Consider the following 24,055-nt stretch of genomic DNA (forward strand, 5'->3'; position numbering starts at 1 on the left):
GTAACAGAGGGGAAATGAATATGAAGAGTGCGGATCAGTTAATGTCCGATATTCAATTATCGCTTCAGGCGCTCTTTCAAAAGATACAGCCTGAAATGCTGGAAAGCATGGAGAAACAAGGTGTCACCCCAGCGCAGCTGTTTGTGCTGGCCAGCCTAAAGAAACACGGCAGCCTCAAAATTTCTGAAATTGCCGAGCGTATGGAGGTGAAGCCAAGCGCGGTGACGCTGATGGCAGATCGCCTTGAACAAAAAAATCTTATCGCCAGAACACACAACACAAAAGACAGGCGAGTAATTGATCTCAGTCTTACTGACGAAGGAGACAGAAAGTTCGAGGAGATTTTGGCAGGCAGAAAGGCCATTATGGCGCGCTATCTTTCCTTTTTGACGGAGGAGGAGATGCTGCAGGCGGCGCATATTACAGCAAAGCTCGCACAAGCAGCAGAAACGGATGAAAAGCAAAACATGAAAAGAGGAAACGGATGAAAATGAGTAAAGAAGGCAAACAATCAAAACGAACGTTATTAATAACAGGCTTAATTATTGCCATGTTTTTTTCAGCCCTTGACGGTACCATTGTCGGAACGGCCATGCCGAAAATTGTCGGTGATCTGGGCGGTTTGAGCATGATGACCTGGCTGACAACTGCATATTTGTTAACATCAACAACCATTGTTCCAATTGCCGGTAAACTGGCTGATTTATTGGGACGCCGCATTGTCTATGTATCAGGTTTGATTATTTTCATGGCCGCTTCTGCTTTGTGCGGAATGGCCAACAACATGACAGAATTGATTATCTTCCGTGGACTGCAGGGAATCGGCGGAGGCATCATGATGCCGATGGCGATGATTGTTATCGGTGACTTATTCACAGGAAAACAGCGTGCTAAATTCCAAGGTGTCTTTGGCGCAATTTACGGGCTGGCTTCAGTGATTGGGCCGCAAATCGGCGGCTGGATTGTAGACTCGTTAAACTGGAAATGGGTTTTCTATATTAACCTGCCAGTCGGAATTATTGCGGTTATTTTTATTGCCAGAGGATTACAGGGACGCCAGCAGACTGGTCCGATCAACTTCGATATCGCTGGTATTTTCACAATGATTGTCGGTGTGGTCAGCCTCCTGCTCGCCTTAAGCTTTGGCGGAAAAGATTATGCATGGGATTCATGGCAGATTCTTGGGTTGTTCGCTCTCGCACTGATCGGCATTGTCAGCTTTATCATCGTAGAATCAAAAGCAAAAGAGCCAATCCTGCCAATGTATTTATTTAAAAACAGAACATTTACATTTCTAAACTTGATCGGCTTCTTTATGAGTATCGGTATGTTTGGCGCCATTACGTTTGTTCCTTTCTTTATGCAGGGAATTGTCGGTGTAAGTGCGTCTGAATCGGGTACAATTATGACACCGATGATGATTTCTATGATTATTACAAGTATCATCGGCGGACAGCTTGTTTATAAAATCGGGATTAAACCGCAAATCATTGCAGGCATGCTGGTTATGGCCGGCGGATTCCTGCTGTTAACGACATTGGATCTCGACACGAGCAAGCTTGTCGCTACATCTTTTATGGCGATTATTGGTCTGGGAATGGGTCTTGTTATGCCGATTCTGACATTGGCTTTACAGGAAAGCTTTTCGAAGGAGGAGCTTGGAGTTGTCACTTCATCCAGCCAATTCTTCCGTTCTATCGGCGGAACATTCGGCATTACCATGCTGGGAGCCGTAATGAATGCGAGATCAGGAAATCTATTAACAGATAAATTGGTTCCATATTTAGACTCTCTTCCGGCACAGGCAAGCTCGTTTGCCGCCCAGCTAAAGGGTATGATTGATACAAATCCGCAAGGGCTGCTGCAATCACTGTTCAGTCCGGACGCAGTCAAACAAATCCCTGCGGCTTTCTCATCCCATATTGTGCCGATTTTAAAAACATCGTTGATGGATTCGCTCCACAGCGTGTTTTATACAGGCCTGATCTTTATCGCAGTCGGAGCCGTATTCACCTTGTTCTTAAAACCTATCAAGCTATCAAATAAGAAAACGGAAGACCAACAAGAAAAAGAGAAAGCGGCAAAAGCCGTTGAATCACCTTCCCATTAATAGAGCACCCCGCGGGTATCAATCCGCGGGGTTTTTTATTCAATCATCTGGGCTCTTCCATTTCCGAAAGACCAATCCTCATCCTGATTTCCGGCCAGCATGATAAACACATCTTCTTTTCTTACACCAAGCTCGGAATGAATCCGGCTCGCGATTGAGCGGTAAAGTGCTTTTTTCTGTTCAGTTGTTCTTGACTGTTTCAGTGTAAAATGAATGTATATCAGTTCATCAGTACGCTCGACTTGTAGATAAAATGGATCATAAAAAAATTCGCTTTTTTCATATTGTCTGATGACTTGGAAATAATCATCTTCCGGCACATTGATTTCTTCAATCATCGATTGGTGGATAGTCCTGCTCAGTTTTTGAAGCCACGCTTCGCTTCTTCCCGACCGTAAATGAATCTGTACAAATGGCATCTCCCTGCATCCCTTTCTTTACAGCGTCTGTCCGCTGTCAATTGTGATAATTTGGCCTGTGAGTGATTCCTGTTCAATTAGTGAACAAATCAATTTGGCAACATCATCTGGTTCAGCAATACACTGCAGCGGCAAAGAGCCGATCATGCTTTTCATTTTTTCTTCCCGTCCGGCCCACCATCTCGTTGCCACAGCTCCTGGTGCTACACCGCTCACTCTGATTTCAGGCGCTAAGGCGTGGGCCAATGATTTCGTTAAACCGTGCACCGCTGATTTTGATACTGCGTAAGGCATAGATGAGCCGGCACCAGTTATCCCTGCGATGCTGCCGACGTTTACGATCGCCCCGGCCTTGCTTTTCTTCATGAACGGAACCACTGCCCGCGCGCAGAAAAACATCCCTTTCACATTGACGGCATACAGCTCATCCCAGACGTCTTCTGTCGCAGCCTCAAGATCATCCATTGGAATATGCCGTGTAATGCTGGCATTGTTGACTAAAACATCAATCGGGCCGTATGTTTTCACGATTGTTTGAACCATATCCTGCACGTCGCTGTTTTTGGATACATCTGCTTGGATGGCGAAGGCTTGCCCGCCAGCTTTTCGAATCTTTTCCACTGTTTCCTCCGCTTCTGATTGCGAGCGTGAATAATTCACCGCCACAATCGCCCCGCGCTTTGCCAATTCCATACTGGCTGCTTTTCCGATTCCTGTGCCGCCCCCCGTTACGAGAGCTATTTTGTTCAAGACATTCATTGCCGCCACTCCTTGCTGTTGACTAAAGTATATTTCTGATTCCATTGTAATCCAGCTTTGATGTTACGTATAATGATTGTTAAAGATACTAGATATCACTTAGATTGATAGCAAACGAACGGAGGAGTTCAAAATGGAAAGCGGAGATTTACGTGTGTTTCAAATGGTAGCTCGTGAAGGAACCATTACGAAAGCAGCCCTGCAGCTTGGCTATGTACAATCGAATGTCACGGCCAGAATTCAGCAATTGGAAGCTGAGCTGGGTACCACACTGTTTTTGCGCCATAATCGGGGCATGACACTTTCTGCAAGCGGAAAATTGCTGCTGGACTACGCAAATAAAATTATCGGCCTGCTTGATGAAGCGTCTAAAGCGCTCTCATCCTCCGCAGAACCAAGCGGGCCGCTTATGATCGGCTCTACTCAGACAACAGCCGCGGTAAGGCTTCCAAAGCTCCTGGCATCTTATTATGAAGAACATCCAAACGTCCAGTTGTCTTTAACAACAGGACATACGCAATTTCTCCTTGATAAAGTTCTTCGTTATGAATTGGATGGCGCGTTTATCGGATGCGAATGCCATCATCCTGAGCTCGAATCCTATCCTGCGTTTGAGGAAGAACCAGTAGTTGTTTCGGCTGCCTCCGTGCCCGATATTGAGGAAGCCATCACAAAGCCGATTCTCGTTTACAGCACAGGCTGTTCGTATCGAGAAACACTTGAAAAATGGCTGCGTTCCGTCGGTGTCACACAGCCAGTCATTATGGAATTTGGGACGCTTGAAGCAATCATCGGCGGGGTTACAGCAGGTCTTGGCATCTCGTTGCTGCCAAGAACGGTTGTGCAGAAACATGAAGCAGAAGGATCAATTCGATTGTACCCGCTGCCTGAAGCTCTCAGCCAGATGAAAACAGAATTTATTGTTCGAAAAGATTCGTTTATCAGCAGCGCACTGAGAACCTTTATGGATTCCTTTGCGCCAGATAAAACGGCTGAATCACAAAAAAGCAGTCTGCTATAATGTACAGACTGCTTTTTGGCTATTGTTTGTTTCGATGCGCTTCATTTAATTCCTTAATATGCTGAATGATCTCTTTAATGCCCTGCTTTGCGTCGGGGTATGTCGCATTCCAATGCTTAGCGAGCGGAGGCATGCTCTTGGCTATATGCGTGTACAAAATCCATTGCTTCACTTCTTCTTTTAGCTCATCGTTTGTCTCACCAAGCAGAAGCTCAGTATACTTCTCCAGCAATCCATCCAGCTGCTCCTGAAGTTTTTGTTCCATTTGCCATCTTCCTTTCGAAAAAACAGCAAGGAGCTTTCTCAATTGAAAGCTCCTTCGCTGCGTTATTTATCCATGTGATGTGAAAGCCGCTTCCTGGACAATGCATCTGCCCCTGCCATGAGGAATGCAAAGAGGCGTTCCGAAGAGCGGGTCCTGTGTAACCTGACAGTTCATAGAAAACACATTTTGCACAAGATCACAAGTGATGACCTCTTCCGGACGGCCTTCTGCATAAATCCGTTTATCTTTTATGGCCACAAGATGATGCGCATAGCGGCACGCCAAGTTTAAGTCATGGAGAACCATAACAATCGTCCGGTCTTCCTTTTCATTCAGCTCAAACAGCAAATCAAGAATTTCAATTTGATGCGTCATGTCTAAATACGTCGTCGGCTCGTCAAGAAGGATGATATCCGTTTCCTGGGCAAGCGTCATCGCAATCCAAGCCCGCTGGCGCTGTCCGCCTGACAAAGAATCAACGGCACGATCAGCCATGTCCTCAAGCTTTGTTGCTTTAAGCGCTCTTTCAACTGCTTCCTCATCCTCTTTTGACCACTGCTTCAGCCAGTTTTGGTAAGGATATCTTCCTTGCTTCACCAGCTGATGCACCGTCAGCCCCTCTGGAGCCGAAGGACCTTGGGGCAGGATTGCGAGCTCTTTTGCGACTTCCTTCGTCGGAAGCTTGGCAATCGCTCTTCCTTCCAGAAGCACTGAACCGCCTCTCGGCTTCATCAGGCGCGCTAATGAACGTAAAAGTGTCGATTTTCCGCAGCCATTGCTGCCAATAAATACGGTAATTTCACCTTTGGGAATTGTTAAATTCAACTCATCAATAATAACGGCATCCCCGTATCCTAAGCTCAGCGTTTCTGTAGAAATTGCACTCATACCCATAACCGCTCCTTTTTGCTGGCTTTTTAGCAGCACTATGTATTGCACGTTTTCTATATACATGCTTTTAAGTCAATTGTCATCAATGCAAGTGATTCTGATATTCAGCCATTTGATATGGTCATATATCCCTCATTGTAGCAGAAAACACTGACTTTGAAAATCATTTTCAATTAGTTTTATGGACATAATTGACGTTTATGGCTTTTTTATCACAAGATTACTTCTTGATTTCTCTGATGGAGCCGTCCTTCAGCTTCAATTTTAAATCGATATGATCATAATGACTGTCCAGATTAAATGCTGCCAGCACACTGTGTATCACTTCTGTTTCAGCCATTTGGTCTGTTACGGAAAGCTCGCTCAAAATCATTTTCATCTCATCCAATGCTTCTTCTCCCTCCTGATTGACACCGGAGAGCTTATCCTGTATTTCCGCTTTTTCCTGAGTCCCGTTCTTTGTATAGATTCCTTCATAACGGTTATGCTCACCATCCCCGTAGCTCACACGAAGCGAAAAATTGCTGTAGGGAACGGACTTCAGCTGGGTGACGGCTGTATTTTCTCCTTCTGCCTGCTGCTGGTCTTCATTGAAACGGCAGCCCGCAATCAGAACCACTGCGAGACATACAGCCCCGGCTGCTCTGATCAAATGCATATGTTTCCCCCCTGTAGGATTCCATTTATTTTAGGTATATCCAGAGAATGAAATCCTCATTCAGAGAAGAATTGAAAAAGCCGGGGCATTTAACGCCACGGCTTTTTCTTTAAGATTCGGTCATTTGTAAAAAGGTTTCGGCGTCACGCACAGCCAGTTTGATGGCATTCTCCCAGAAATCGCGCTTCGTGATGTCAGCGCCTAAATGCTTCATGGCCAAATCCTCCACGGTCATAGAAGCCGTATCGCGCAATAACGCCATATACTTCTCTTCGAATGTTTCTTTTTCTTCAAGCGCCAGCGCGTAAATGCCAAGAGAAAACAGGTAGCCGAATGTATAAGGGAAATTGTAAAACGGCACCCTCGTGATGTGAAAGTGAAGCTTTGATGCCCAAAAAAGCGGATGATACTCTCCTAACGCATTACAGTATGCCTCTCTTTGCGCCTCTTCCATCAGTTCATTCAAGCGGCTGGCCGGTACCACTCCCCGCTTTCGTTCCTCGTAGAATCTCGTTTCGAATAGAAATCTCGCGTGAATGTTCATGAAGAACGCAACACTTCTTTGCACTTTATCCTCCAGAAGAACAAGCTTTTCTTCCTTTGTCTCGGCCTGCTGGACAGTCGCGTCCGCCACTATCATCTCTGCAAACGTTGAAGCCGTTTCCGCAACGTTCATAGCGTAGGAACGGTTTAACGGCCTGACGCCGAGCATTGCTTCCTGATGGAACGCGTGCCCGAGTTCATGCGCAAGAGTAGAGACATTTGAGGCGCTGCCCGAAAATGTCATGAAAATCCGGGATTCCCCGCTGTCAGGAAAACTGGTGCAAAAGCCGCCGACTCTTTTTCCACTCCTGTCTTCCGCCTCAATCCAGCCGTCCCGAAACGCTTTTTCAGTGAATGAGGACAGCTTTTTGCCAAACGTTGAAAACTGGCTGGTAATGATATTTGCGGCTTCATCATAGGAATAGACCTTTCCGTCAGAACCGATCGGTGCCTCGACATCGTACCAGCTGAGTTTTTCAAGGCCGAGCATGGATGCTTTCCGGTTCAAAAACTGAACGAACGGCTTCTTGTTTTCAGTGATGACCTTCCACATCGTATCAAGTGTTTCTTTTTTCATCCTGTTAATTTGCAGCGGTTCCTTCAGGACATTCTCCCAGCCGCGCGCTTTATAGGTTTCAAGCCGGAATCCCGCCAAATGATTCAGCGTGCTGCTGAAAATATCTTGCTTGCTCTCCCAAGCTTGGCGGAAACGTTCATATACTGTTTTTCTGACAGTACGGTCTTGATGGTCCATCATATTCTCCGCCTGACCGACAGACAATTGCTTGTTTTCACCGTTTTCGTCATAGGGGATCGTCATTTTCCCGACAACCATATTGTATAGGTCACTCCAAGCGTGATATCCGTCCACCGCAAGGTTCCCGATCAGTTTTTCTTTACCGGGGCTAAGCTTTTCGGCAACCCTCTGTCTTCTTTCATTTAATATGTAAGATACATCGCGCAATCCCGGTTTTGTTAACAATTCATTCCACACGTCTTGATCAATGTCCACAAGTTTATGATCTAATGTAACGAGCGACGATTGAAAATCTGCGGAAAGCCGGTTCATGAGCGCCTGATGCTCTATAGCCTTTTGATCATTGATATTCTGGGCCTGAAGGCAAGCAACAAAAGCGCCGGCCTGCTGAAGCTTGACGGATGTCTGTTCGAATAAATCAAGCAACGCGGTCAGCCCTTCAGCCTCTTCAGGCGATTCAGGCACCTGAAACGCATCAGTCCTGTCTTGAAATGCACGCAGACTTTGTGACAGCTTCTCAATATATCCTTTGAATTCTTCTGATTGGCTCCCGCCCTTAAAAAATGAATCAAGATCCCATCTTTGGCCTACCCCTTGCAGCGCCATATCACAAAACCCCTTTCCTTCTTTCGTTCTATTATAGAACAATTCTGAATTGTTGTATAAAAATTTCTTTTACAGGCGTCATTTCCCGTTCAGGATAGTACAATAGCTGTAGCAGTTTAATAGGAGGGTTAGGATGAATAAAAAAATAGCAATCGTAACGGGAGCGTCCAGCGGCTTCGGTCTGCTGGCAGCTGTAAAGCTTGCCCGATCATTTTTCGTGATAGCCACATCAAGACAGCCTGAAAAAGCGGAACAACTTCGAGAATTGGCTGCAGCACACAATGTGTCTGATTCCATCCACATTACAGCTCTCGATGTCACCGATGAACAATCTATAGTCTCATTCGGAAAAGCCGTTAGTGCTTACGCCCCGATCGACTTACTCGTTAACAACGCCGGAACGGCTTATGGAGGTTTTGTCGAGGATGTGCCGATGGAACATTTCAGACAACAATTTGAAACGAATGTCTTCGGAGTGATCCATGTGACAAAAACCGTTCTCCCTTACATAAGAAAGCATGGCGGCGCAAAGATTATAAACGTGAGCAGCATCAGCGGACTGACCGGATTCCCAGCGCTGTCGCCATATGTTTCTTCCAAGCATGCATTGGAAGGTTTTTCTGAAAGCCTGCGTATCGAGCTGCTTCCGTTCGGTATCGAAACCGCTTTGATCGAGCCGGGCTCATACAAGACATCAATCTGGTCAACGTCATTATCAAATTTTATGTCGGTGCCTGCTGACGATTCAGCCTATCATCAATACTATAAAAAGATCCTTTCCTACGTTCAAAAAAACGGAGAAGAAAGCGGAGATCCCCAAGAGGTTGCCGACCTCATTTATCAATTGGCAACAAAACAGCACATAAAGAAATTGCGATACCCGATCGGAAAGGGCATCAAGCTCACCCTGCTATTCCGATCGCTTTTTCCTTGGTCTGCATGGGAGTCTATCCTGAAGAAAAAGCTATTCAGTTAATCTAAATTATAATTATTATAATTTAGTATTGATTTTTATTTAGTATATGATATAATTAAGTCAACAGATCACAAGGAGGACGTTATCTTATGAAAACTGAAAATGCAAAAACAAATCAAACATTAGTTGAGAATTCAATGAACACACAATTATCAAACTGGTTTCTTTTATACTCTAAGCTCCACCGTTTCCATTGGTATGTGAAAGGGCCTCATTTCTTTACATTGCATGAGAAATTTGAAGAACTTTATGACCATGCGGCTGAAACAGTGGATACCATCGCTGAGCGCCTGCTGGCGATTGGCGGACAGCCTGTTGCCACAGTGAAAGAATACACTGAGCATGCATCTATCACAGACGGCGGAAACGAAACATCAGCTTCAGAAATGGTACAAGCATTGGTAAACGACTACAAACAAATCAGCAGCGAATCTAAATTCGTGATCGGCCTGGCTGAAGAAAATCAAGACAATGCGACAGCGGACTTGTTTGTCGGATTAATTGAAGAAGTTGAAAAACAAGTGTGGATGCTTTCCTCTTACTTAGGATAAAAAAAGCTGAACCCTATTTGGGTTCAGCTTTTTGTTTTTTCTTAGCTTGAACTGCTTTCTGTCTGCTTGGTCAGTATCGCGTTCAACGTTTTCGTTTTTCCCTTTCGCAGCACTTGGATTGTTGTTTTATCTCCGACTTTTAAGTCTTTGTAAAGGATCTGACGGATATCCGCACTGCTTTCCACGTCTTTACCGTTTAGTTTGACAATGACATCCTCAGATTTAATACCTGCTTTTTCTGCCGGCGAATTTGCTTGAACTTCTTTTACATAAACACCTTTGCCCAATTGATCTCCAAACAGGCCGAGCGTATTTTCCTGATAGGTTTCAGGAACTTGTGACATGTCAATCATCTGCACGCCTAAAAACGGACGGTCCACCTTCCCGTTTTGCAGCAGCTGGTCAACAATCGGCTCGACATCATTGCTTGGGATCGCAAATCCAAGTGATTCCACGCCGCTTTCGCTCACCTTCAAGCTGTTGATGCCGATGACCTGGCCGCTTGCATTGATTAATGGGCCTCCGCTGTTCCCCGGATTGATCGCTGCATCAGTTTGCAGCACGTTCATTTCCACCGTCCCTTGTGTTGTATCCACATCAATTGTCCGGTTCAGTCCGCTAATGATGCCTTGTGTCACCGTACCGGAAAACTGCTGTCCGAGCGGGTTACCGATAGCGATTACCTTTTCGCCCGTGCGCAGCTGTGAAGAATCACCAAAGCTCGCCACTTTTTTGACGTTCTTGCTGCTGATTTCCAAAACTGCCAAATCAGTAATGGTATCGCTGCCGACAAGCTTGGCAGTTTCCGTTTCTCCGTTGTATAGCGTAACAGTCAGCTTGTTCGCGCCTTCAACGACATGGTTGTTTGTAATGATATACGCTTTATCGCTGTCTTTTTTGAAAATAACACCTGACCCGGTTCCGCTTTCACTTTCTGAGCTGGAGCCTCCTCCCGTGCCGAATGTGTTATTTTGAGAGGTTTGGATATTTGAGATTCCGACAATCGTAGGCTCTAAATCCTCTACCATATCAGCGATGTTTGATGCGTTCGTTATCGGCGCCGTTGTAAAATTATCAGACTGCACCTGTTTATTTGCGGAAGCGGTCTCGGTCGCCTGATTTTGGTCTGACGGCAGATAAGGCGCGATGCCAAGCATGAGGCCCCCGCCGATAATACCGCCTAAAATCGGGCTCAGCCATGCGGCTCTCCGTTTCTTTTCTTTTTTCACAGCCGTTTCTTGCTTTTCCATTTCTAAAGCAGAAGCCGTTTCCTGCCGTCCTGCTTCATACGACACAGGCGCGTCAAGCAATTCTTGTTCAGAATGTCCAATCAGCTTCTGGTTTTCTGTATTCTGCTGTTCTGTATGTGAAGGTTCAGTTTGATGTTGATCGTTTTGGCCATCACGTCGATAATCCATGTTCTTACACTCCTTTAACGGTTATTCATTTATCGTTACATATTCATCGCATGTACAAGTTCAATTGTCCCAATAATGAGGAGAAAAGCAAAGCACCAAAATAGAATATGTTTAATCATCCTACATCTTCCTCGCTCTTTTTCTCTTCCTTTCTTCCCTTAACCATATCATAAACAAACATTGTGGGATAAAAATGAAAAGAATATGTGAAATTATGAAAATTGCCTGCCGTATGTTAAAACTAGTTTATAATGACGTTGAAAGGATGTGAAGTGCCTTGTCATACACCATTTATCTAGTTGAAGATGAGGATAACCTGAATGAACTGCTGACGAAGTATTTAGAGAATGAGGGCTGGAACATTACATCTTTTACGAAAGGTGAAGACGCCAGAAAGAAAATGACACCGTCTCCCCACCTATGGATTCTCGATATCATGCTGCCGGATACCGACGGCTATACATTAATAAAAGAAATCAAGGCGAAAGATCCTGACGTGCCGGTCATTTTTATTTCCGCCCGAGATGCGGATATTGACAGAGTGCTTGGCTTAGAGCTTGGCAGCAATGACTACATTTCAAAGCCGTTTCTGCCGCGGGAGCTGATTATCCGTGTGCAAAAGCTGCTGCAGCTCGTATATAAGGAAGCTCCTCCTGTCCAAAAAAATGAAATTGCCGTCTCCTCGTATCGGGTCGCTGAAGACGCCCGCGAGGTCTATGACGAAAACGGGAATATCATCAATTTGACGTCAAAGGAATTTGATCTGCTGCTATTATTTATCCATCATAAAGGGCATCCGTACTCTCGTGAGGATATCCTCCTAAAAGTGTGGGGACATGACTACTTCGGAACAGACCGGGTCGTTGATGATCTCGTCCGGAGACTGCGCAGAAAGATGCCTAAATTGAAGGTGGAGACGATTTACGGTTTCGGCTACAGGATGATGTCATCATGAAAAACAAGCCGCTCGCGTTTCAGATATGGGTTGTCATATCCGGCATCCTGTTAGCGATATCGATTTTACTGCTTGTGTTATTTTCAAACACGCTGCGAGATTTTTTCACTAATGAAACGTATACGACGATTGAAAATGAGCAGCATGTTCTGACAGAGTACCGCCTGCCAGGTTCGATTGAAAGGCGCTATTACAGCGAAGAAGCGACGGCGCCGACAACTGTCCGCTCCGTACAGCACGTGCTCCTTCCTGAAAATGAAGAGGCTTCTTCAGACAAGGATTTAAGCATTCTGTCATCTTCATTTATCCACAAGGTGTACAAGCTGGCTGATAAGCAGGAAGCTAAAAAGAAACGTTACAGCGCCGACGTCAATGGAGAGAAAGTGTTTTTTGTCATTAAAAAGGGACTTTCAGTCAATGGACAATCAGCGATGATGCTCTCTTACGCGCTTGATTCTTATCGGGACGATTTGGCCTATACCTTGTTCAAACAGCTTCTGTTTATTATAGCTGTCGTCATTTTATTAAGCTGGATTCCGGCTATTTGGCTTGCAAAGTATTTATCAAGGCCTCTTGTATCATTTGAAAAACACGTCAAACGGATTTCTGAACAGGATTGGGATGACCCAGTAAAAGTGGACCGGAAAGATGAAATCGGCAAATTGGGCCATACCATCGAAGAGATGCGCCAAAAGCTTGTGCAAAAGGATGAAACAGAAAGAACCCTATTGCAAAATATCTCCCATGATTTAAAAACGCCGGTCATGGTCATCAGAGGCTATACACAATCAATTAAAGACGGGATTTTTCCTAAAGGAGACCTTGAAAACACTGTAGATGTTATTGAATGCGAAGCTCTTAAGCTGGAGAAAAAAATAAAGGATTTATTATATTTAACGAAGCTGGATTATTTAGCGAAGCAAAAAGTGCAGCACGACATGTTCAGTATTGTGGAAGTGACAGAAGAAGTCATTGAACGATTGAAGTGGGCGCGGAAAGAACTATCGTGGGAAATTGATGTAGAAGAGGATATTTTGATGCCGGGCGATCCGGAGCAATGGAACAAACTCCTTGAAAACATTTTGGAAAATCAAATCCGCTATGCTGAGACAAAAATAGAAATCAGCATGAAACAAGATGATCGAAATATCGTGATCACCATTAAAAATGACGGTCCGCATATTGAAGATGAGATGCTCTCCAGCCTCTATGAGCCTTTTAATAAAGGGAAGAAAGGCGAATTCGGCATTGGTCTAAGCATCGTAAAACGAATTTTAACTCTTCATAAGGCATCTATCTCAATTGAAAATGACAAAACGGGTGTAACATACCGCATAGCAGTGCCAAAATAGACTGTAGATGTTTTGCAGTCTATTTTTTTATGTGAAAGAATAGCCGTTAAAATCTCTGTAATTTGTTTTGAGCGGCTGTTTGCATTGATGAACCCATTTTTTCTCTGACAAGGTCTGCTTCGGATATTTGACTTTCTCCACTTTGATTCCTCTGTTTCGCAAGCGGCTGATCATTTCGTCCAATTCTCTCATTCTAGATTCACCCTTTCGCTTGAGCTTTGACCATTCGGTCATCTCAATTTATAATATAAATAATACATGATAAAAAAACAAGTTACAATAAGGTTAATTTTATAACAGACGGTGTGACTATATGGTCATATCCTAGCAGGCCTCCGGGCTCCGAAAGGGTGGAACCATTGAAGGAAAAAGAAAAACTGATTATTGAAACAGCCTTAAAACTATTTGCCCAAAAAGGATACAACTCAACATCAGTCCAGGAAATCGCAAAAGAATGCAAAATATCTAAAGGCGCTTTTTATATTTATTTTCCTTCGAAAGAAGCGCTTCTTCTCTCTATGCTGAACTACTATTATGATAAAACGTTTACCCGAATTTTAAATATTAAAACGAAGGGCGACAGCCCCAGAACGGCTTACCGTAAACAGCTGACCGTCCTCTATGAAAACATTCTTGAACACAAAGATTTTATCAGCATGCAGTTGAAGGAGGGTTCTCTGCCTTACACAGAAGAAGTGGAGCAATGCGCAAAAAAAATCCGCCAGTCCTCACTTCAATTTCATATTGACAGCCTGCTGAACATCTATGGAAAAAAAGCGGAACCGTACACTGCTGAGCTTTGTTTTTTAATAGAGGGCATCAGCCAGATTTACCTGGAATGCATGATTTTGCTCGGGTACACTGTGAAGCCGTCTCAATTAGCTGATATCATTATGAATCGAATTGATGATATGGTAAAAGGCATGTCTGAACGAAACGATAAGCCTTTCATCACATTGGAAGAGGCGAGCTCTTTATTCGGCCCTCTTACGCACGGACGGCCTGACCCGCTGACTGAATCGATTGTGAAAAGCCTACGTGACAAAATTAACAGCTTAAACACAAACTCCTCTCTTGAATTATCGGAGAGCTTGGACATACTTGAAGCAGAAATGAAGAAAAAAACACCGAAGCTGGCGATCATAAAAGGAATGATTCATAATCTGACGGAGTCTGAAGCTCTCGCCAAAGATGCGGAACAGCTTAAATATTTATTAAAACAGCAACATATTTAGAAGAACGGCTGCTTAAAAAGCAGCCGTTCTTTCTTACTATTACGCCTTTGGTTTTACCATGTCTTCCGGCTTAACCATTTCGTTAAATTGCTCCTCTGTCAGCAATTCAAGCTTCAAAGCTGCTTCTTTGAGCGTCAATCCCTCTTTATGGGCAAGCTTGGCGATTTTCGCCGCGTTTTCATAACCGATATGCGGGTTCAGCGCCGTAACAAGCATTAATGAATTTGACAGGTTTTCCTGAATGGTTTCTTTATTAGGCTCAATACCGACAGCACATTTATCATGGAATGAATTCATGCCGTCACTGAGCAGCTGCACAGATTGCAGGAAGTTGTATATAATAACAGGCTTAAACACGTTCAGTTCAAAGTTTCCCTGACTCGCAGCAAAGCCGATTGTCGCATCGTTCCCCATGATTTGCGCTGCGATCATTGTTAACGCTTCGCTTTGTGTCGGGTTGACTTTACCAGGCATAATGGAGCTTCCCGGCTCATTTTCAGGAATGACGATCTCCCCGATGCCGCAGCGAGGTCCGCTTGCGAGCCATCTGACATCGTTCGCGATTTTCATTAAGTCAGCCGCAAGCGCTTTTAATGCGCCATGCGCATAAGTGATTTCGTCATGGCTTGTCAGCGCGTGGAATTTATTCGGTGAACTGCTAAACGTTTGGCCGGTCAGCTTAGTGATCTCTTCTGAGACAAGCTCTCCAAACTCTGGGTGGGCGTTGATACCCGTTCCAACAGCCGTTCCACCAATTGCAAGCGCACGCATTTTATCTGTCGCTTCCAAAATCATTTCCTTCGAACGGTCCAGCATGTGAACCCATCCGCTGATTTCCTGTCCGAGGGTCAGTGGCGTAGCATCCTGAAGATGCGTGCGTCCGATTTTGACAATATCATTGTATGCTTTTGCTTTTTCATCCAGTGTATTGCGAAGCTGATCAAGCGCCGGCACAAGCTGCTCGTAAACAGCCAAAACAGCGGCAACATGCATCGCAGTCGGGAATGTGTCGTTTGAGCTTTGGCTTCGGTTCACGTCATCATTTGGATGAATCGTTTGATCAGAGTTCTTCTCTTTTAATAAAGCAGTCGCACGGTTGGCTACCACTTCGTTCATGTTCATATTGCTTTGTGTGCCGCTTCCGGTCTGCCATACGACAAGCGGGAAGTTGTCATCGTACTTGCCTTTGAGCACATCATCACAAACCGCTGCAATCGCTTCTGCTTTTTCAGCATCCAGATTGCCGAGGCGTTTATTAGCTAGAGCAGTGCTTCGTTTTAAAATTGCAAACGCCTTCACAACACGCATCGGCATTTTTTCAGAACCGATCTTAAAGTTCTCCTTGCTTCGCTGTGTTTGGGCGCCCCAAAATTTATCAGCAGGAACTTTTACTTCTCCCATGGTGTCTCGTTCAATTCTGTATTCCATTTATGTATCCCTCCATAACGGTTGCTTCAATAGATCATAATTCGCCAATGACACAAAAAATCCTTTTTATTTTTCGATCTTGGCAGATTTTAATTTTAATTCAAGATATACGCGGGAATCCTTTGAATATTTGTATTTTGGATTCGTCCTTCCGTACTCCTTTGATGTATAAGAGACTTCATAATGCTTTTCAAATGATCTAATGAGCTGTTCAATTTCTTCTTGTTTTCCAGCTAGCCTTACCTGTGCCACTTCGTATCCTCCGCTTTCATAAAAAAACTTACTCCATGAAATACTCTAACACAGTATATCATTTTTTTAACAGGAAAAGATAACCTCTACTAAGGTTTTGGATAAGAGGTGACCTCATTGGAACAAACAGAGTTTAAGGAATATATACACGATAATTTAGCATTGGTGCTGCCAAAATTAAAAGAAAACGATGATCTGATGAAAAACAAAAAAATGCTTGCGAACGGACTGGTTTTTTACTATCTCTATTTCAGTGAACTGACTGATGAGAATAAGGTGTCAGAAGCCATTAAAACTTTGATTAAAGATGAGGAGACCTTAACGCTTGACCAGGTCAAAAAACGCCTTGACCAGCTTGACGCAAGACCTGTTGAAACCGCAAAAAAAACGATTGAATCGATTCTCAACGGCAATTGCGCTGTGTTTATCAACGGATTGGATAAAGCCTATATTCTGACCACAGGAAAGAAAAAAACAAGAAGCCTGACAGAGCCGACAACTGAAAAAGTGGTTCGCGGCCCAAAAGTAGCGTTTGTAGAGGATATTGATACAAATCTCGCTCTGATCAGACAAAGAACCTCTCATCCGAAATTGATCACCAAAAAAATCATGATCGGCGAAAACAAGCTGAAGCCTGCAGCCATTATGTACATTGAAGGCAAAGCAAAAAAGTCCGTCATAAAAGAAGTGAAAGCGCGGCTTAAAAATATCCAGCTGGAAGATATCCAGGACAGCGGAACGCTCGAGGAACTCATTGAAGATAATAAATATTCACCATTTCCGCAGATTCAAAATACGGAAAGACCTGACAAAGTATCTTCAGCCCTGTTTAACGGCCGTGTGGCCATTTTGGTCGACAGTTCACCATTTGTGCTGCTGGTGCCGGTTTCTCTCGGCATCCTGATGCAGTCCCCGGATGACTACTATGAACGCTGGATTTCAGCATCTCTTATCCGGTCGCTGCGCTTTGCTTCTATCTTTATCACCTTGTTTTTGTCATCAATTTATATTGCACTCGTTTCCTTCCATCAGGGTCTGCTGCCGACCGCACTCGCCGTCACAATTTCGGCGAACAGGGAAAACGTGCCGTTCCCTCCGATATTTGAAGCCTTGCTGATGGAAGTAACCATCGAGCTGCTTAGGGAAGCCGGACTGCGTCTCCCCAATCCGCTCGGACAGACGATCGGCCTCGTCGGGGGCGTAGTCATCGGACAGGCGGCTGTAGAAGCGAATCTCGTCAGTTCGATTATGGTTATTGTCGTCAGTGTCATTGCCCTGGCATCCTTTACCGTTCCTCAATACGGAATGGGTCTGTCTTTCCGGGTGCTGCGTTTTATTTCGATGTTTTCCGCCGCTATTTTAGGGCTGTACGGGATTATTTTATTTATGCTTGTCGTTTATACGCACTTAACGAGACAAACGAGCTTTGGGTCTCCGTATTTTTCGCCGAATGGATTCTTCAGCCTGAAAAATACGGATGACTCCATTATCCGTCTCCCAATTAAAAACAAACCAAAAGAGGCGAATAATCCAAATGAGCCAAAAACAGACTCCACTGAAACTTAATACCTTTCAAGGTATTTCTATTGTTGCAAATACAATGCTTGGGGCCGGACTTTTAACATTGCCGCGAGCGCTGACCACTAAGGCTAATACGCCTGACGGCTGGATCACGCTGATATTAGAAGGTTTCATTTTTATTTTCTTTATTTATTTAAACACGCTCATTCAGAAAAAACATCAATACCCTTCACTCTTTGAGTATTTGCAGGAAGGGCTTGGAAAATGGATCGGCAGCATCATCGGCCTTTTGATCTGCGGCTATTTCCTCGGCGTAGCCAGCTTCGAGACCCGGGCGATGGCTGAAATGGTGAAGTTTTTCCTGCTGGAGAGAACGCCAATTCAAGTCATTATTTTAACGTTTATTTGCTGCGGTATTTATTTAATGGTTGGGGGCTTAAGCGATGTGTCGCGGCTGTTTCCCTTTTATTTAACGGTAACCATTATTATTTTGCTGGTTGTGTTTGGGATCAGTTTTAAAATTTTTGATATCGATAATTTGCGTCCTGTTTTAGGCCAAGGCCTTGGCCCCATTGCAAACTCCCTTACTGTTGTTTCCATCTCTTTTTTAGGAATGGAAGTAATGCTGTTTCTCCCTGAACATATGAAGAAAAAGAAATACACGTTCAGATATGCATCAATAGGATTTTTGATTCCGATTATTTTATATATCCTGACGTATATTCTCGTTGTCGGAGCTTTGACCGCTCCCGAAGTGAAAACGCTGATTTGGCCGACCATTTCTCTCTTTCAGTCCTTTGAGCTTAAAGGCATATTCATTGAACGATTTGAATCCTTTTTACTGGTCGTCTGGATTATCCAGTTTTTCACGACTTTTGTCATTTACGGATATTTTGCCGCTAACGGACTAAAGAAGACGTTTGGGTTATCGACTAAAACAAGCATGGTGATTATCGGCATAACGGTCTTTTATTTTTCTCTCTGGCCGGATGACGCCAATCAAGTCATGATGTACAGCGATTATCTCGGGTACATTTTCGTCTGCCTGTTTCTGCTTCCCTTCATTCTCTTTTTCATTGTAGCTCTCAAGAGGAGGATTACAGCAAAATGAAAATCCGGATTTTATGTATATTTATATGCACCCTATTGCTGTCCGGATGCTGGGACAGTGAGAATATCGAGGAATTAAGCTTAGTGATCGGAGTAGGGCTAGACAAGCCTGACGATGAAAATTTAGAGCTGACACAGCAAATTCTCGTGCCGAAAAAAATCAGCGCCAAGGAGGGCTCTTCATCTGATCCGACACAGCTTTCTATCACAAAGGGTGAAACTGTCCATCAAATGATGAGAACCTCTGCATTAAAGCATAATCCTACGTTTTCACAGCATTTGCGTCTCATTCTGCTTTCCAAAAGCGTGATCGCTGATCAAATTGGAATGGACGCGATCATTAACCAGTTTGTCAGAGACAACGGAACAAGGAGGAGTTCCTACGTCTTTATCACCAACGGCCGAACTAAGGATATATTTAACATGAATGATGAAGGCGAGCCCGCATCCAACGTGATATATGATCTGACAGAGAATAATAAGGTGACGATCAGAATGATGGAGCCAGTTACATTGGGGGAGATCTCAGAACACTTAACCTCTGACGATTCATTCCTCATCCCACATGTCGGTAAGGAAAACGGCAAGCTCGCGATAAACGGAGCCTCTATCATAAAAAATAAATTATGGCACCGGGATCTCACCCCGATTGAGGTTCAAAATATCAACTTATTTTCAGGCACTGTCGAGGGAGGCGTCATTGACTTGAAGCGTGATGGCCATCTCTTTTCTTATGAAGTATATTCAAGCAATCGGAAGATCAAGACGGCCTATAAGGACGGAAAGTTCAAATTCACCGTCACCCGCACTATTGAAGGTCGTCTATCTGAGGACTGGAATCCCAGTGAAGATTCGTTTAAGGATTCATATATTAAAAGCATTGAAAAGACAGTCGAAAAACGGGTACACGAAACAGTAACGTCATTTATTACAGAGAAGCTGCAGAAAGAGATCAAAGCGGATGTGACCGGATTGGGAAACCAAGTCAGAATTCATTATCCTCAAAAGTGGAATAAGATCGCAAGAAAATGGGATGATGATTATTTCAGCAATGCGGAAATAGACTACCGGGTCAATGTGATTGTCAGAGACTTCGGAACGAAAGGCGCAAACAAATAGCAGACGCCTAATTCACGAGATGATTTCGGTGTGCGTACACCGCCGCCTGCGTCCGGTCACTGACATCCAGCTTTGATAAAATATTGGTAATATGTGTTTTGACTGTTTTAATCGTAATAAACAGTTCCTCGCCTATTTCTTTGTTTGTCTTTCCTTCTGCGATCAGGCAGAGTATTTCGAGCTCCCGTTTCGTAAGCGATTCATGCGGGAGCGCGTTTTCACCTGAGTGGCGCAGCCTAGATAATACTTTTCCCGCCACTTTTGACTCCAGCTTCGGCTCTCCCTTGCTTGCGGCGCGGATGGCATCGGCGATTTCTGCCGCTTTTGAGGTTTTCAACAGATAACTGAGCGCGCCAGCTTCAATAACCGGGTACACTTTGTCATCATCAATGAAGCTAGTGAGCACAATAATTTTCGGGTCAGAAAGCTCGCGGCAGATTTGCTTTGTAGCTTCAATGCCATCCATGCCCTCCATGACAAGGTCCATTAAAATGACATCAGGCGACAGTTCCACAGCAAGCCGAACACCTTCGCTGCCGTCCGATGCTTCGCCGATGACTTCAATATCGGGCTGCGCCTCCAAAAAAGCCGCGAGCCCCATTCTGACCATTTCATGATCATCAATCAATAATACTCGAATCACGTTCGTTCTCTCCTTTTTCTTCCGGGAAAATCGGGACCTTCACTTCAATTTGGGTACCTTTTCCTTCTACTGAAATCACTTCGGCGACCCCGCCGATTTCACTTGCACGTTCCTTCATAGAATTCAAGCCGTATGAGGATGCTTTCACCTGGTCCATTTTAAAGCCTTTTCCATTATCAATCACCTTCAGACGGAGCTGGCTGTTCTTTATGCCCAGAATCACGGTTACTTTTGACGCTTTTGAATGTCTAAATACGTTTGAAAGGGCCTCCTGCACGATTCTGAACAAGTGGTCTTCAACACCCTTGGATATCGCTGTGTCCTGTATATCCCACTCAATATCAATCGGCTGCTTTTTTCGGAACTCGTCCAAAAGCTCCGTAAGGCCCTCCTTCAGCCCTTTTCCTTCAAGAGTAACAGGCCGTAAATGGAGCAGCAGCGCCCTCATCTCATTTTGGGCTTCGCCTGCCATATGCTCGACCATCTTGATCCGCTTGACTGTTTTATCATCAGCATCCTTGACATGTTCCAGCACGGCTGATGTCATCATCGATATGGCAAAGAGCTGCTGGCTGACCGCGTCATGAAGATCTCTGGCTAATCGCTGGCGTTCTTCTGAGATAACCGACTTCTTCATTTGCGCCTGCCATTCCGCACGTTCATTGGAAAGTTTCTGCAGGGATGCGACTTGAAGCTCCACGCGCTTCGCCATTTCGTTCAGCTGATCGGCGGCCAGGCCGATTTCATCATCACCGAGCGGCGGTATCCGATAAGCGAAATTGCCGTTTTCAAAGGTTAAAATGGATTCAATTAATGTATCAATCCTTGTCTTCAACCGGTTGCCGTACATATACCCTGAGGCGAAACCGACGGTCACGCTGATCAGAAGCAAAATCAGGATAAACGGAATTCCGAACCAGCTTGATGACAGCAAAACAAGCGGATCGAGCCGATAGTAAAACATCATAAAGGAAATCAGGCAAACAAAAAGGAGCAGGCTGATTCCCGTTGTCATGCGGATGGCGCGCCATTGGAGGCTGGCAAGCATTTTTTTTCTCATACGTACTTCACATCCACATCACCGATAAATAAGGAAACGGACACTTTGACACGGCGCTTTGACTCGCTGAAATCGGTTGACGCGGCATATACCTTCGTGCTTAATCCGCTTTTCTTCGAGCCGATCAGATTGATGTCACCTATAAAAACAGCTGAGCTGACAGCCACTTCAAGGTCCGATGGTACATAAATATCAACGTTTCCAATGACTCCGCTAATGACGATTGTACTTTCTCCCTCAGGAATCATCGCTTTAGATAAATCGATTTTGATATCACCGATAAAACCAGAGACATTTAAATCATTCAGGTCAAACGGCTGCTTCATCATTTGCAGCTCACCGATAAAAAAGCTGCGCATGTCGGGATGTTTTACATCTTTTGGCGGATCATGATGTTCTTTTTTATTGAGGTTGACCTGTTTCTCATTCGGTTCGAATATCGGCTTCCCTTTGACAAGCCTGTAGCCGGCGTAAATCAGAAATGCGGCAAACGCATAGCCGAATAAATTAAAGGTGATGCTGAAGAGGTTTTTCAAAAATAGAAACGCGGCAAAGATATACATGACGGAGCCAAGCCAATCACGGGAATATTTTTTAAGGAAATAGCCGGCAATCAGAAAAAAGAGCGGCCAAAACAGCAGATCGCCTATTCCGATAATTTGCAAAAACATACTGATGCCGAATAAAGCAATGATCAATCCGAGAAGCTGTTTTTTTGTCATTCCTGGTGTCCGCCTCCTTTCTTCTGCCTGGTGCTACCGTATCGCTAGATCCCCGCTGTCCGTTTTGATGTCGATTGGATGCCGGCCGCTTCCTTGCGTGCCTGTGATGTGATGCTGTTCTTTATGTGCTTTGTCAGCAAATGAATACGGCGAACTGACGTCACCGCTTGCTGATAAAGCATTGACTGCAAAGCTGCCGTTTTGGGGAAGGCTTAAATTAGCATCACCGCTTGTCAGCGTGACAGATACGGGACCGGTTACCTTTTTCAATACAGCATTAAAATCTCCTGAAGTCATTTTCACATCAAGAGAGCCTGATACATGAACCAGATTTGCGTCCCCTGAAGCTAAATCAATGCCGGCTGTTTTAGAGACGGTATTTGAAATGGAAACATCCCCCGATGATGCCTTCACTTTCAGGTCTTGAATGCGGACGTCCGTCACGCTCGTATTTCCGCTCGCAGATACTGCGTTCAGCCCGGAAAGCGCAAGATGGTCATTCCCGGCCACAGACACGTCACCGCTTGAGGTTCGTACTGCCAGATCACCTTTATAATCATACGGAAGCCTGACGATAAGAGTTGAACGGTTAAACCCATTCAAAAATTGAAATTCTTTTTCCTTTACGGTCAACTCCAGTTTTCTTTTGTTTTCAGTAACAAATAACTTTCCTGAGTCTCCTGAAATGCCTGCCGATATGTCACTTCGTTCTTCCGCTATAATCCGGACATCCTTGCTATCCGACTCAATGACCATGCTGTCAATGTCCCGCGGCGACGCGCTGGCTGAATCGGCTTCTGTGCCATTTATGAAACCTAGGCCTGCAGCAAACACATCTTTTACGACGACGGCGAAAAAAACCAGAATACCGGCAGTGATCAACAGTTTGCCAAGCATTTTTTTCATTCGGTTTCATCCTTCTCATTCATTCTATTATAAAGGAAAAGCTTGCGAATTGATACGTGCGGAAGGGAAGGACTTGACCGCAAATCCTTCCCCGTTCCGCTTATTCATTTGCCGCTTGTGTCTGGTCTGATTTTTGCAGTGAAAGTGTCCGCATTTTTTCAATCTCCGCTTCTACATCGTCTGCGAATTCTTTACGTGTAAGTTCTGTGCCGGCTTCCGCTGACTTTGAATAATTCGCGCGGATTTCCATTTCTTCAATACGATTTTCAATACGCAAAAATTCACGATACGCGCTTTCACTGTCAATTTTGTCAAATGTCGTATTCATATGCTCTTTAGCTTTCGCCGCATTTGCCCGCGCAATCAGCGCCTGTTTTTTATCCTTTACGTCCTGAAGCTTTGTTTCAAGTGCAGCCAGCTGCTCTTTCAGATCAGCCAGCTGACTGTTTGCCTGTTCATAGGAAGCTTTATGCTCAGCCGCCTTTCCTTCTAAATACTTCATTTCAGTCAGCGCCTTTTTCGCCAGTTCTTCTTCACCTGCGTCAAATGCGAGCTGTGCCTGATTTTTCCGTTTGCCAGCCACTTCAGCGGCTTCTTCATATTTTCTCTTAAATTGATAGGCAATCGTGTGCTGTTTCACAATTGTTTGCTTTGCTTTTGCGATGTCGCTTTCCATATCGCGTACATATTGATTCAGCATCACCTTTGGATTCTCCATTTTATCAAGTCCTTCATGAACTGACGCAACAAACATGTCTCTGATTCTTTTTAATACCAT

At 44.5% G+C, this 24,055-nt stretch carries 26 protein-coding genes; 11 read left to right on the forward strand and 15 right to left on the reverse strand.

Annotated features, from left to right (window positions below; translation table 11 throughout):
• Positions 1–20: 20 nt before the first annotated feature.
• Entirely contained in the window at positions 21–488 is a 468-nt protein-coding gene (gene mdtR / locus NYE56_RS16610; RefSeq protein ID WP_042974696.1) for a MarR family transcriptional regulator MdtR, read from the forward strand.
• Positions 485–2,110, forward strand: a complete 1,626-nt coding sequence (mdtP, locus tag NYE56_RS16615; RefSeq protein WP_014480801.1) for a multidrug efflux MFS transporter MdtP — start codon at positions 485–487, stop codon at positions 2,108–2,110. Before mdtR ends, mdtP begins: the two co-directional genes overlap by 4 nt.
• A 35-nt stretch (positions 2,111–2,145) precedes the next feature.
• Here mdtP and NYE56_RS16620 read toward each other — a convergent pair whose 3' ends face one another.
• Positions 2,146–2,529, reverse strand: coding sequence for a tautomerase family protein (locus NYE56_RS16620; RefSeq protein WP_014477930.1), 384 nt, complete (start codon positions 2,527–2,529; stop codon positions 2,146–2,148).
• Positions 2,530–2,547: 18 nt separating this feature from the next.
• On the reverse strand, positions 2,548–3,288 hold the full coding sequence (locus tag NYE56_RS16625) for an SDR family NAD(P)-dependent oxidoreductase (RefSeq protein WP_341284126.1): 741 nt from the start codon (positions 3,286–3,288) through the stop codon (positions 2,548–2,550).
• 133 nt (positions 3,289–3,421) lie between these two features.
• Here NYE56_RS16625 and NYE56_RS16630 point away from each other — a divergent pair, with 133 nt between their 5' ends.
• Entirely contained in the window at positions 3,422–4,309 is an 888-nt protein-coding gene (locus NYE56_RS16630; protein ID WP_327828642.1) for a LysR family transcriptional regulator, read from the forward strand.
• 19 nt (positions 4,310–4,328) lie between these two features.
• On the opposite strand, the gene NYE56_RS16635 is transcribed toward NYE56_RS16630, so the two are convergent.
• The 4 genes from NYE56_RS16635 to NYE56_RS16650 form a co-directional block, all read right to left on the reverse strand.
• Positions 4,329–4,616 (reverse strand): YusU family protein, encoded by a 288-nt coding sequence (locus tag NYE56_RS16635; RefSeq protein ID WP_021480568.1) that lies wholly within the window; start codon positions 4,614–4,616, stop codon positions 4,329–4,331.
• 24 nt (positions 4,617–4,640) lie between these two features.
• Complete coding sequence (locus NYE56_RS16640) at positions 4,641–5,468, reverse strand: ABC transporter ATP-binding protein (RefSeq protein ID WP_010886609.1); 828 nt, start codon at positions 5,466–5,468, stop codon at positions 4,641–4,643.
• Positions 5,469–5,685: 217 nt separating this feature from the next.
• Positions 5,686–6,123, reverse strand: coding sequence for a YusW family protein (locus NYE56_RS16645; RefSeq protein WP_014477935.1), 438 nt, complete (start codon positions 6,121–6,123; stop codon positions 5,686–5,688).
• A gap of 109 nt (positions 6,124–6,232) precedes the next feature.
• Positions 6,233–8,029 carry a M3 family oligoendopeptidase gene (locus tag NYE56_RS16650; RefSeq protein ID WP_341284127.1) on the reverse strand — a complete coding sequence of 599 codons (1,797 nt, stop codon included), beginning with the start codon at positions 8,027–8,029 and terminating at the stop codon, positions 6,233–6,235.
• Between the two features lie 133 nt (positions 8,030–8,162).
• Between NYE56_RS16650 and NYE56_RS16655 the strand changes: the two genes are divergently transcribed.
• Positions 8,163–9,005 carry an oxidoreductase gene (locus NYE56_RS16655; protein ID WP_187954120.1) on the forward strand — a complete coding sequence of 281 codons (843 nt, stop codon included), beginning with the start codon at positions 8,163–8,165 and terminating at the stop codon, positions 9,003–9,005.
• Between the two features lie 89 nt (positions 9,006–9,094).
• Positions 9,095–9,556, forward strand: coding sequence for a metalloregulation DNA-binding stress protein MgrA (mrgA, locus tag NYE56_RS16660; protein WP_014477938.1), 462 nt, complete (start codon positions 9,095–9,097; stop codon positions 9,554–9,556).
• A 41-nt stretch (positions 9,557–9,597) separates the two neighbouring features.
• Here mrgA and htrB read toward each other — a convergent pair whose 3' ends face one another.
• Positions 9,598–10,974: a serine protease Do-like protein HtrB gene (gene htrB, locus NYE56_RS16665; RefSeq protein ID WP_341284128.1), complete on the reverse strand. Its 1,377-nt coding sequence runs from the start codon at positions 10,972–10,974 to the stop codon at positions 9,598–9,600.
• A 277-nt stretch (positions 10,975–11,251) separates the two neighbouring features.
• Between htrB and cssR the strand changes: the two genes are divergently transcribed.
• Together cssR and cssS are read left to right on the forward strand one after the other, a co-directional pair.
• A complete protein-coding gene (gene cssR, locus NYE56_RS16670) occupies positions 11,252–11,929 on the forward strand; it encodes a secretion stress-responsive two-component system response regulator CssR (protein WP_341284129.1) in 678 nt (225 codons plus the stop codon).
• Positions 11,926–13,281: a secretion stress-responsive two-component system sensor histidine kinase CssS gene (cssS, locus tag NYE56_RS16675; protein WP_003228527.1), complete on the forward strand. Its 1,356-nt coding sequence runs from the start codon at positions 11,926–11,928 to the stop codon at positions 13,279–13,281. Before cssR ends, cssS begins: the two co-directional genes overlap by 4 nt.
• A gap of 27 nt (positions 13,282–13,308) precedes the next feature.
• Here cssS and spxO read toward each other — a convergent pair whose 3' ends face one another.
• Positions 13,309–13,473, reverse strand: a complete 165-nt coding sequence (gene spxO, locus NYE56_RS16680; protein WP_003221681.1) for an anti-adapter protein SpxO — start codon at positions 13,471–13,473, stop codon at positions 13,309–13,311.
• A 167-nt stretch (positions 13,474–13,640) separates the two neighbouring features.
• Between spxO and NYE56_RS16685 the strand changes: the two genes are divergently transcribed.
• The gene (locus NYE56_RS16685) at positions 13,641–14,516 is read left to right on the forward strand and encodes a TetR/AcrR family transcriptional regulator (protein ID WP_003243192.1); all 876 of its coding nucleotides are present in this window, start codon (positions 13,641–13,643) and stop codon (positions 14,514–14,516) included.
• Positions 14,517–14,555: 39 nt separating this feature from the next.
• On the opposite strand, the gene fumC is transcribed toward NYE56_RS16685, so the two are convergent.
• On the reverse strand, positions 14,556–15,944 hold the full coding sequence (gene fumC, locus NYE56_RS16690; RefSeq protein WP_003228523.1) for a class II fumarate hydratase: 1,389 nt from the start codon (positions 15,942–15,944) through the stop codon (positions 14,556–14,558).
• A gap of 66 nt (positions 15,945–16,010) precedes the next feature.
• Complete coding sequence (locus tag NYE56_RS16695; RefSeq protein WP_341284130.1) at positions 16,011–16,196, reverse strand: YvzF family protein; 186 nt, start codon at positions 16,194–16,196, stop codon at positions 16,011–16,013.
• Between the two features lie 117 nt (positions 16,197–16,313).
• Between NYE56_RS16695 and gerAA the strand changes: the two genes are divergently transcribed.
• The 3 genes from gerAA to gerAC are packed head-to-tail and all read left to right on the forward strand — an operon-like array spanning position 16,314 to position 19,946.
• Positions 16,314–17,762 (forward strand): spore germination receptor protein GerAA, encoded by a 1,449-nt coding sequence (gerAA, locus tag NYE56_RS16700; protein WP_335449519.1) that lies wholly within the window; start codon positions 16,314–16,316, stop codon positions 17,760–17,762.
• Positions 17,731–18,828 carry a spore germination receptor protein GerAB gene (gene gerAB, locus NYE56_RS16705; protein WP_123373833.1) on the forward strand — a complete coding sequence of 366 codons (1,098 nt, stop codon included), beginning with the start codon at positions 17,731–17,733 and terminating at the stop codon, positions 18,826–18,828. The genes gerAA and gerAB overlap by 32 nt, the downstream gene beginning before the upstream one ends.
• Complete coding sequence (gene gerAC, locus NYE56_RS16710) at positions 18,825–19,946, forward strand: spore germination receptor protein GerAC (RefSeq protein ID WP_341284131.1); 1,122 nt, start codon at positions 18,825–18,827, stop codon at positions 19,944–19,946. The genes gerAB and gerAC overlap by 4 nt, the downstream gene beginning before the upstream one ends.
• A 7-nt stretch (positions 19,947–19,953) precedes the next feature.
• Here gerAC and liaR read toward each other — a convergent pair whose 3' ends face one another.
• From liaR to liaH, 5 genes are all read right to left on the reverse strand, one after another.
• On the reverse strand, positions 19,954–20,589 hold the full coding sequence (gene liaR, locus NYE56_RS16715; protein ID WP_003243201.1) for a two-component system response regulator LiaR: 636 nt from the start codon (positions 20,587–20,589) through the stop codon (positions 19,954–19,956).
• Entirely contained in the window at positions 20,567–21,649 is a 1,083-nt protein-coding gene (liaS, locus tag NYE56_RS16720; RefSeq protein WP_014477944.1) for a two-component system sensor histidine kinase LiaS, read from the reverse strand. The genes liaR and liaS overlap by 23 nt, the downstream gene beginning before the upstream one ends.
• A complete protein-coding gene (gene liaF, locus NYE56_RS16725; protein WP_003228510.1) occupies positions 21,646–22,371 on the reverse strand; it encodes a LiaRS two-component regulatory system accessory protein LiaF in 726 nt (241 codons plus the stop codon). Before liaF ends, liaS begins: the two co-directional genes overlap by 4 nt.
• Positions 22,372–22,404: 33 nt before the next feature.
• A complete protein-coding gene (gene liaG, locus NYE56_RS16730) occupies positions 22,405–23,277 on the reverse strand; it encodes a LiaG family protein (protein WP_123373829.1) in 873 nt (290 codons plus the stop codon).
• Positions 23,278–23,377: 100 nt separating this feature from the next.
• Positions 23,378–24,055: a stress responsive protein LiaH gene (liaH, locus tag NYE56_RS16735; protein WP_341284132.1), complete on the reverse strand. Its 678-nt coding sequence runs from the start codon at positions 24,053–24,055 to the stop codon at positions 23,378–23,380.

The sequence above is a fragment of the Bacillus sp. FSL R5-0603 genome (genome assembly GCF_038050295.1).
Taxonomy (GTDB): Bacteria; Bacillota; Bacilli; order Bacillales; family Bacillaceae; genus Bacillus; species Bacillus subtilis.

Excerpts from the sequence above, each read along its gene's own strand:
- NYE56_RS16625 (WP_341284126.1), bottom strand. The coding sequence starts at position 3,288 with ATGAATGTCTTGAACAAAATAGCTCTCGTAACGGGGGGCGGCACAGGA.
- liaF (WP_003228510.1), bottom strand. The coding sequence starts at position 22,371 with ATGACAAAAAAACAGCTTCTCGGATTGATCATTGCTTTATTCGGCATC.
- NYE56_RS16640 (WP_010886609.1), bottom strand. The coding sequence starts at position 5,468 with ATGGGTATGAGTGCAATTTCTACAGAAACGCTGAGCTTAGGATACGGG.
- NYE56_RS16650 (WP_341284127.1), bottom strand. The coding sequence starts at position 8,029 with ATGGCGCTGCAAGGGGTAGGCCAAAGATGGGATCTTGATTCATTTTTT.
- mdtP (WP_014480801.1), top strand. The coding sequence starts at position 485 with ATGAAAATGAGTAAAGAAGGCAAACAATCAAAACGAACGTTATTAATA.
- fumC (WP_003228523.1), bottom strand. The coding sequence starts at position 15,944 with ATGGAATACAGAATTGAACGAGACACCATGGGAGAAGTAAAAGTTCCT.
- NYE56_RS16645 (WP_014477935.1), bottom strand. The coding sequence starts at position 6,123 with ATGCATTTGATCAGAGCAGCCGGGGCTGTATGTCTCGCAGTGGTTCTG.
- NYE56_RS16620 (WP_014477930.1), bottom strand. The coding sequence starts at position 2,529 with ATGCCATTTGTACAGATTCATTTACGGTCGGGAAGAAGCGAAGCGTGG.
- liaS (WP_014477944.1), bottom strand. The coding sequence starts at position 21,649 with ATGAGAAAAAAAATGCTTGCCAGCCTCCAATGGCGCGCCATCCGCATG.
- liaG (WP_123373829.1), bottom strand. The coding sequence starts at position 23,277 with ATGAAAAAAATGCTTGGCAAACTGTTGATCACTGCCGGTATTCTGGTT.
- mdtR (WP_042974696.1), top strand. The coding sequence starts at position 21 with ATGAAGAGTGCGGATCAGTTAATGTCCGATATTCAATTATCGCTTCAG.
- htrB (WP_341284128.1), bottom strand. The coding sequence starts at position 10,974 with ATGGATTATCGACGTGATGGCCAAAACGATCAACATCAAACTGAACCT.
- liaH (WP_341284132.1), bottom strand. The coding sequence starts at position 24,055 with ATGGTATTAAAAAGAATCAGAGACATGTTTGTTGCGTCAGTTCATGAA.
- mrgA (WP_014477938.1), top strand. The coding sequence starts at position 9,095 with ATGAAAACTGAAAATGCAAAAACAAATCAAACATTAGTTGAGAATTCA.
- gerAC (WP_341284131.1), top strand. The coding sequence starts at position 18,825 with ATGAAAATCCGGATTTTATGTATATTTATATGCACCCTATTGCTGTCC.
- gerAB (WP_123373833.1), top strand. The coding sequence starts at position 17,731 with ATGAGCCAAAAACAGACTCCACTGAAACTTAATACCTTTCAAGGTATT.
- NYE56_RS16655 (WP_187954120.1), top strand. The coding sequence starts at position 8,163 with ATGAATAAAAAAATAGCAATCGTAACGGGAGCGTCCAGCGGCTTCGGT.
- cssS (WP_003228527.1), top strand. The coding sequence starts at position 11,926 with ATGAAAAACAAGCCGCTCGCGTTTCAGATATGGGTTGTCATATCCGGC.
- spxO (WP_003221681.1), bottom strand. The coding sequence starts at position 13,473 with ATGAGAGAATTGGACGAAATGATCAGCCGCTTGCGAAACAGAGGAATC.
- NYE56_RS16630 (WP_327828642.1), top strand. The coding sequence starts at position 3,422 with ATGGAAAGCGGAGATTTACGTGTGTTTCAAATGGTAGCTCGTGAAGGA.